Here is a 9,442-nt window from a genome sequence, read left to right on the forward strand (position 1 = left end):
TAGGTATCATTCTATCTATAATCGAAATAATTGTATATGCTTCCCTCAAGACATTATTTCACAAACTATCCATTGTTGTATAAAACTATGCTATAAGCTTTTGCTTGTCAATTTAGTACAAAAATTGAACAATGTAAAAATTTAGGTGATACGATGAATTAATTCGATTTCCCCAAATCTATTAATTATGAGGCTAAAACTACTGGTAACGTTTTTTATAACGTGCTGTTATTTTTTTTTAGGAAACGCTCAAACAAATGCCCCAAGTATTCAAACAGGGGTAACGTTTCAATGGAGTGATACTCAAACTGCTGCAAACCAATCTGCCACAATACAAAGCGTTACAGTAAACGGTATTGTTTATTTAAATTTTGGACTACCAACAGGGTATGAAATGACACAACTTGGACCAAATGGGCATAATTCCAATAACATTATAGAGAATAATAATAGTATAGAAAACACAAGTTCTAGTGGTACATGGGCATCTTCCGCATTGTTTGCTTTTCAAGATTTAAATTTAAATCACTATTTTACTTCTAGTAACAATGGAAGGAATATTTGTAATAATTACACTAGCGAGTCTACAACTACTGCCCAACGACAAACATTAACTTATGGTACTGGTATTTTGGCAACATCAAGTGGTGTGGTAGCAGTTACAGAGCGTAATGCCAATAATTGTATACATTTAGAACTTTTTGGAATACCCGAGGGTGGAGGTGCTGAACAATCTTTGGGAGAGACTTTTATAAATCCAACTTCCAATCAAATAGGATTTGGAGGCACTGGAGCAGGAGGACCTAATGGACTTGGAACACCCGGAGCATTAAATCCTCCTAACCCAAACTCAGATTATTGGTTGAGCGATCGCGTTGTTGAAAATAGAGGTACCATAGGTATAGCTCTATTTTTTCTTGATGACATTGCACCAAATGGATCTGTTATTACTAAAGCCCAAATAACAGCCTCTACAAATGATCATGCTGATGGTAAGCTATTTATATTCACTTTAGATGACGAAGATGAAGATGGGTATAGTGATGTAGACGACTTAGATGATGATAACGATGGTATAAAAGATATAGATGAATCTAACGGCGTTGATCCTTCTGGCGATCATGATTTGGATGGTATTCCAAATAGTAAAGATTCTGATTTTTGTAGCCTTGGTACTTTAGGGTATTGTGAAAATATGGATGCAGATGGCGATGGTATTCCAAATTATTTAGATTTAGATAGTGATAATGATGGCATACCAGACGTAAAAGAATCTGGCGGAACCGATTTAGATAATGATGGTTTAGCAGATGGTGCAATAGGCATAACTCCAACTACCAATGGCATACCAGGCTCTTCGGGTACAGGCACAATTCCTGTAAATACAGATGGAACGGGAGATAAAGATTTTTTAGATATTGATGCTGATGATGATGGTATCCCAGATAACATCGAAGCTCAAACAACTAATGGTTACAATGCGCCATCAATGTCAGTAGATCCGTTAACAGGATTTTACACTAACTACGGAAATGGTTTTACTGTTGTAGATACTGATGGAGACAACATACCAGATTACTTAGATTTAGACAGTGATAACGATGGTACACCAGATATAGAAGAAAACGGAATGGTTAATACTGTATCAGGAGTTGATACTGATAATGATGGTTTGTATGATGTTTTTGAGGGTATCAATATTAATGATGGTTATGATGTTAATGATGAAATTAATAACCCCTCAGATTTATCAGTCTTGCCAGATACTGATACAGATTTAAACTTTGGAGGTGATTTAGATTATAGAGATTTATTTAATATTAACCCCCCTGGAGACGCTACAATAGATTTTGATGGTGTAGATGATTACGTGTTAGGTAAAGAATTAATGTCTAATTTTAATGAAAGTAATGCAAATGGTGTTACTTTAATGGGTTGGGTTAAAAACGATTTAAATGATAGTGATACATCTACTGTATTTTTATTTGGAGAAGATAATGCTGTAGAGGTAAAAGCAACAGGTTCTAAACTACAATTTTCTGGCCGATTTAAAACTTCTGTAGGAGGTTCTCAAACATCAAATTTTTCAAGATCAAACGGACTTAAACAAGGCATTTGGAGACACATAGCAGTAACTGTTGATTTTATTAATGATGATGCTAGTATATTTATAGATGGCAAATGGGTACATACACGAAACTTAGCGTATCCTGGAGGTCATGATATTGTTGGTTTTTATAGTGAAGTAACACCACAATCAGAAAAATTTATGTTAGGTAGAGAAAACCAGAGTAGTTCTGCCTATTATAACGGTAGTATAGACGAAGTTCGTGTTTTTAATAAGGTTTTAACCGAAACTGAAATTAAAGAAATGGTGTTTCAAGAAATTGAAAATAATAGCGGACAATTAAATGGTGTCGTTATACCAGATCAAATTTCTTCATTAAATTGGAGTAATTTAAAATTATACTATCCTATTACAGATATCCTAAATTCTACATTACCAGATGCATCTGGTAATAATAATTCTGCTACACTACACCATATTAGTTCAATACAGTTACAAACTGCTCCAATGCCATTTAAAACAAAACAAGATGGTAATTGGCACGATAAGAGTACTTGGTTGCATGGTGACGTATGGGCTTTACCAGGAGATGAAGTATCTCAAAATATCTCAAACTCTGATGAGCATTACACATGGGGTATTTATCATCTACGAAATAGCGTAACCTTATCAACGTCGTTAAGTCAACCCAATAAACCCGGAGTTTTACAAGGTATACATGCATTGGCTGTTATTGTAGATGAAAAAGATTGGTTTGATAATGATGATGTTGTATTTACTGTAGGTAATGAAACTATTGATTTACAATTAAATGTTTCTAAATATCTAAACCTAAGTGGTACTATAGATTTGTTAGGAGACTCACAATTAGTACAAACATCTACCAGTAATTTAGTAACTTCATCTCAAGGAAAGATATTAAGAAGACAAGAAGGTACCTCTAATCCTTATTGGTATAACTATTGGTCTTCTCCAATAGGTACACTTCGTGCTACAAGTTACAGAGATAATAATTCGTCTAGTAATAATACAAATAATTCAACTTACAACTTGCAAATGCTCAAAGACGAGTCTGGTACAAACATAAGTTTCACTACAGATTATACAGCAAATGGCAGAATTAGTACTTTTTGGTTATATACTTATATTAACGGTTTATCATACTATGATTGGGAACAAATTAGCAAGAGTACCGCCATAAACCCAGGCATAGGTTACACCCAAAAAGGTACAGGCTCTCCATTGCTAGAGCAGCAGTATATTTTTGAGGGCAAGCCAAACAACGGTACAATATTAGTTAATGTAGAAGACAGAGGCGGTGCGGGATCAATAGCAGGCACAAGTAAAACAGAGTTTTTGCTAGGAAACCCCTATCCATCAGCTTTAGATATCTATAAATTTATTGACGATAATGTTGGTGTTATTGATGGTACTTTACAACTCTGGCAACAATGGAGTGGAAGCTCTCATAATTTAAATGCTTACAATGGTGGTTACGCTCAGATTAATAAAACAGGAGTGGTAAGAGCATCACAATTTATAGGATTAGAAGGCGCTACAACAGGTGGTTTGGAAGGTACAAAAGTGCCAACAAGATACTTGCCCATAGGCCAAGGCTTTATCACTGAGATAATAGCTGATGGAAATGTAGAGTTTAATAATGGGCAGCGAATTTTTATAAAAGAATCTGATACAAATGGTAACTTCAATAATGGCTCTGTATTTTTGAAAGGCGGTAGTAAGAAAGAAACATCTAGCGAATCAAAGACAGGCAAATCAAATACGGATAGCATGCAGAGGATACGTTTAGAGTTCAGTTCAGTAACAGGCCCTGATACAAAGAGAGAATTACTCTTAGGTTTTAGCCCTCAAACAACTGATGGATACGATTATGGATATGATGCAGAAACTCATGATATTAGTAATAATGATTTAAGCCTAAACTTAGAAGGTAAGAATATGAATATACAGGCCTATAGCCCAATAACAGCAGATAAGGTTGTGCCATTAAATTTTAGATCATCAGGAAATCATGGTTTTGAGATTAGGGTTTCAGAAATGGAAAATATTAAAGAAGATCAAGAAATTTATTTAAGGGATAATTTAACGGATGATTATTTTGATTTAACTACCAATCAAGCGTATAGCTTTTCATCTGCTCACGGCATGTTTAACGATAGGTTGGAGATTGTGTTTAAAAGTAAATCACAAGTATTAAGTACAGAGGAAAACATAGCGACTGAAAATCACATGTATTATCAAAACGAAACCAATACATTTTATGCTAAAAAGCTAAATAGTACCTTAAGCAAATTGTTTTTAGTAAATATGAGAGGACAAGTTGTTTTAAAGTTAAATGATGTTCCTGTAGAACATTTAGAAAACGGTATCCAATTCAAAAATATATCATCTGGCACTTATATTATTTCTATTAGAACAAAATTTAATGAAGTTTTAATTAAAAAAATCATCGTCAAATAAATTTAACCCATAAAAACACCAATCTAGTAATTATTTTATTTAAGCTATAAGTGTTGGATATATATTATTTGTGAATTTGTTAATCAATTAGTGATAACTTTTAAGAGTATATTTATGTTTTTGTCGAAATAAATGGCGTTTACCCGATATTTTTTTGTTTTAAATGATTGATTATCATAATTTTGTATTAAATCAAAATGAAACAACTAAAAACTCTTCCCTCTAGATTTTGTTTCATAAGTTTTATCCATTGTAATTATTATATGTGTATTAGATTTATTATGTAAATTTTATTACAACTTAATTTGTTGTTTAAATTAACTAATTATGAAAATAACATTACATTACAGTTTACTAATTTTATTACTGCTTTTAACTACCAATACTATAGTTGCGCAAGATACAGATGGTGATGGTGTAGCAAACACAATAGATCTTGACAGTGATAACGATGGTATTTTAGATATAGTAGAATGCCCTGAGAAAATATTATTTGAGTTTGATTTAAGTACCTTTATAAGCTCATCATTAACAGAACGAACGAGTTGCGCTGGAGGCGATTTTGGTGGTATTTGGTTTGATACTGCTCCTGTATATTCTATAGGTGCTCCAAATCATAATTGTTTCGATCCCTCACCTACCACAGCAACTATTACAGATCATACAACTGGCTCTTCTACAAGCGGTACTATTTTAGGTATTCAAGCAGGCCCTGGAAATGATTTTTTATCTGTAATTAACTTTAATCAATCAGTTATACCAAACACAGAATATCAATTTAGTATGGCTTATATGATTTGGGCTAGAAGCGATTTTCCTACTGTCGATTTTAGAGGTGCAATACAAGTTTATATTAATGGCACTTTAAATCAAACTTACACTGGAGGTGCTGGTCTTGATTTTGGGATTTGGGAAAATTCTACCATCGATATAAATTCAGGTGCTTCAACAACAATAGATATAGATATAAGAATTAAAAGAGGGTTAACTACTTCTGGAAATGATTATTTATTAGATGATATATTTCTTAAAATAAAACCTGGTCAATTATGTGATACCGATATGGATGGTACTCCAGATTATTTAGATTTAGATAGTGACAACGATGGCTGTAATGATGTTGCAGAATCTGGTGGAATAGATACTAATAATGATGGTGTTTTAGATGGTACAGGTTTTGATACTAATGGACGTGTAACAGGAGGTTCTGGAGGCTATAATGGCGTTACAGGGTATGAGGTTGTTGCTACTCAAATGTCATTTATAAGTGCTCCTTTAGCTAGTTATACTTTATATTCAGCAACTAGTCGTGCAATTTCTGGAAATTTTCGTATCAAGGAAACCACAAAATTTAATGCTGGAGTGCCAGATTACAGTGGAGTATTTGATTCTGCTTTAGGGTTTAATTATCAATGGTATTTGGGAGATCCAAATGCAGGAGGTTTGCCTCTATCAGATTCTTCACCAAATTATTCTGGAACTACAACTAGAAGGCTATTATTTAACGATATACCAACTTCTTTTGATGGCAACGAATATTATCTTGTAGTAAATAATACTAGATATATTTGTTTTTCAGAAACTTACAGTACAATTATAACAGTTATAGATTCTTGTGATTCTGTGGCTTCTGGCAACCCAGATTATGATAATGATGGTGTAAGCGATATATGTGATTTAGATGATGATAACGATGGTATTATTGATACTTTTGAGTGTTCTGCAACAATTAGTTTTGATGCTCCATCACTACTTACTGCTTCAGATTTAGATAATGTTCAGATAGGCGAAAAAGTATTGTATAGTAATGCATTGTTTTTTCAAGGACAGTATTATGATTTTGTACTCACAGTTTTAAATAAAGTTGGTAGTTTTGATGTGCAATGTAATGGTAATATAAACATGTCTAACACACAACCCACAAGCGATAGCCATGTAACTTATTCTCTAGATTTGGTAGTATCAGGTACTGCTACTCCTTCTAACCCAACTGGCGAATCTGCGGTACTTTACGATTTAATATTACAACTAAGAGATAATGATAGCATAATTAATAGGGATTTTACAGAGATTAATGGTTTTAATCCCTCAACGGCTACAGGTACTGTAACACCATACCTTTCTGCAACAACTGAGTTGGAACAGGGAGGGTTTGTAAATGGTCCAGACCCAGTGGGATATTCATTGTACCGTGTAGATCCAACACTAAGAGGTGATATTAATAACTGGAGAGATGAGGAAGGCTCATCTGAAGATGATATGGAGCATTGGGTATACTTGGAATTTGATATTTTTTCACATATAGATTTGATATTTGGTACTACGGGGTCTTACCCCTCAACAGATTCACGGTTAACACAATTTGGTGTAGAGTCTGTTTGTGATAGTGATGATGATGGTATTTTGAATACTTTTGATATTGATAGTGACAATGATGGTATACCAGATAATGTAGAAGCTCAAACTACTTTAGGTTATCAACCCCCATCAGGAACTATAGATCCTGTAACTGGTATATATACTAACTATAGCATCGGAATAATACCAGTTGATACCGATGGCGATGGTTTAATAGATATGTATGATAGCGATACTGATAACGACGGTACACCAGATATTGAGGAAAACGGTATGGCAAACGCTATAATCAATTCAGATACTGATAATGATGGTTTAGATGATGTTTTTGAAACAACAAACATAAACGATACAAACTTAGATGTAAATGAAGATATAGAAAATCCTTCAGATTTATCAATTCTACCAGATGTAGATTTCGATTTAACTTTAGGAGGTGATTTAGATTATAGAGATTTATTTGATATAAATCCACCAACTTATGCACTTATTGATTTTGATGGTATTGATGATTATTTATCAACAGATACATTTATAGCTGGGTTAAGTAGCGTTACTATCATGGCATGGGTAAAAACAGACAGTGGTAATAGTACAGACATGGTTATAGCTGGAGAAAATTCTAGTTGTAAATTATGGTTACAAAATGGTAGACGTCCTTCTATAACTATGAATACAGTAGGCAGTGGTGCCAGTACGGTTACACTTACTAGCTCTTCTATAAATTATGACGAGTGGCACCATATTACTGCATCTTATTCTGGTATTACAGGCGATGTAGCGTTGTATATTGACGGTAGACTTGTTCGTTCAAGTAACGTAGGAGAGGCAGGGGCAGTTATAAAAACTTCTCAAGAATCTAATGGAAACTTTGAGGTTGGAAGATTATCAACTAAAGAAGTTGCAAATCATTTATACTTTAAAGGCGATATAGATGAAGTGCGTGTTTTTGATGTAAGTTTAACCAGTAGTCAAATTCAGCAATTGGTATATCAAGAAATAGAGGAAGGCTCTAGTTTAGTTCAAGGAGTGGTAATTCCCACTCCAATAGTAGATACTTCAAGTTCTTTAACTATTCCTTGGAGTAATTTAATAGCCTATTACCCCATGACAAATATTTTATCGGGTAAAACTACCGATTATTCAAGTTATAATAAGGACTTATTTATTAATTTCATTACCAGTATACAGGAAGAAACAGCACCTATGCCATATGAAACTAGTAGTAATGGAAATTGGACTTTAGAGAATACATGGTTACATGGTAACGTTTGGGATATAGAAAACATAAGCAGTTTAACAGATTACGGCATTGTGAAAATATCCGGTGATATTACTGTAAATGATGATATAGAACAATTAGGTCTAATTATAGATTCTGGTAGTAAATTAACAGTATCTGGTGATCATTTAGTTAAAAATAATTTGTATTTAGAATTAAATGGTACTTTAGATTTAGAGGATGATTCTCAGTTATTACAAACACAAACAAGTAACTTAGTAACCTCTATAAATGGCAAAATATTAAGGCGTCAAGAGGGCACCCCAAGTGCATATTGGTATAATTACTGGTCATCGCCTGTTGGTTCACAATCTTCTACAAGTTTTTTAAATAATAATAGTACAACTAATAACCCTAACAATACCCCTTTTACGGTAAATATGTTAAAGGATAGTTCTGGGTCTAATGTATCATTTACATCAAATTACACAGCTAATAATAATATAAGTACATATTGGTTATACACTTACATAAATGGATTAACCTATTATGACTGGACACAAATAGCTGCTAATGTTAATTTAATTCCTGGAGTGGGTTATACCCAGAAGGGTACAGGAATAGGCGGTTCAGAGCAACAATATATTTTTGAAGGCAAACCAAATAATGGCACAATCCTAGTAGCTGTAGAAGATATAGGTGGAGCAGGATCAGTAGCAGGTTCAAGTAAAACAGAGTTTTTGCTAGGAAATCCCTATCCATCAGCAATAGACGTTCATAAATTTATAGATGATAATGCAGGTATTATAGATGGCACCTTACAACTTTGGCAACAATGGAGTGGTACATCCCATAATTTAAATGCTTACAATGGCGGTTATGCCCAAATAAATAAAACAGGAGCAGTAAGAGCGTCACAATTTGTAGGATTAGAAGGCGTAACAACAGGTGGTTTAGAGGGTACAAAAGTACCAACAAGATACTTGCCAGTAGGTCAAGGTTTTATTACAGAGATAGTAGCAACTGGCTCAGTAGAATTTAATAACAGTCAGCGTATTTTTGTTAAAGAAGCAGATGCAAATGGCAGCTATGAAAACGGATCTGTATTTTTTAAAGGGAATAATAATAAAGGTAAATCTACAGCATCTAATTCAACAGAGGTAAAAACCGACGTTATGCAAAGGATACGCTTAGAGTTTAGTTCAGTAACAGGTCCTGATACTAAGCGAGAGTTATTACTTGGATTTAGCCCTCAAACAACCGATAGTTACGATTACGGATATGATGCAGAAACTCATGATATTAGCAATAAT

General features: G+C 33.7%; 2 protein-coding genes. Both read left to right on the forward strand.

Annotated features, from left to right (window positions below):
* The first annotated feature begins 187 nt into the window (after positions 1-187).
* A complete protein-coding gene (locus ACKGJY_RS14660) occupies positions 188-4,549 on the forward strand; it encodes a LamG-like jellyroll fold domain-containing protein (protein WP_413974649.1) in 4,362 nt (1,453 codons plus the stop codon).
* A 327-nt stretch (positions 4,550-4,876) separates the two neighbouring features.
* Positions 4,877-9,442 (forward strand): LamG-like jellyroll fold domain-containing protein (locus ACKGJY_RS14665; RefSeq protein ID WP_413974650.1); only part of this gene is annotated, 4,566 nt, incomplete at its 3' end.

Source organism: Hyunsoonleella sp. 2307UL5-6 (assembly GCF_047345485.1).
In the GTDB taxonomy this organism is placed as follows: domain Bacteria; phylum Bacteroidota; class Bacteroidia; order Flavobacteriales; family Flavobacteriaceae; genus Jejuia.